The organism is Psychrobacter sp. CAL346-MNA-CIBAN-0220, assembly GCF_040309805.1.
In the GTDB taxonomy this organism is placed as follows: domain Bacteria; phylum Pseudomonadota; class Gammaproteobacteria; order Pseudomonadales; family Moraxellaceae; genus Psychrobacter.
In genome coordinates this window covers 1-289 of record NZ_JBEOPF010000102.1, presented here as the reverse complement: position 1 = coordinate 289, position 289 = coordinate 1, and the positions used below count along the sequence as shown (strand labels likewise).

Genomic DNA, 289 nt, shown 5'->3' with positions numbered 1-289 from the left:
ACCCCAAGCACCGCCTAGATAAGTCGCCATGCTCAGCGCGCCTTTATCAGACATACCAGGATCTTTACTATCATCACGCTTTAACTGCGCAAACATCTGACCTTGCCAAGCATTGGTAGACGCGTTTTGGATCTGATAGCTAATATCGATTGGATATTTATTTTCAGTGAAAGTAAAAGTCTTGGTAATCGTCACGCCGTCTTTCTTATAAGTAAGCGGCACTGTCAACGTTTGCTGTCCATCTTCCATCACATAGTTGTTAGCAGTATGGTTATAAGTCGCTCTACCT

General features: G+C 43.6%; 1 protein-coding gene. It reads right to left on the bottom strand.

Translation table 11 applies throughout. From position 1 onward, the window contains the following. Nucleotides 1–289 (bottom strand): membrane protein insertase YidC (gene yidC / locus AAEY88_RS12880; RefSeq protein ID WP_350563019.1); only part of this gene is annotated, 289 nt, incomplete at both ends.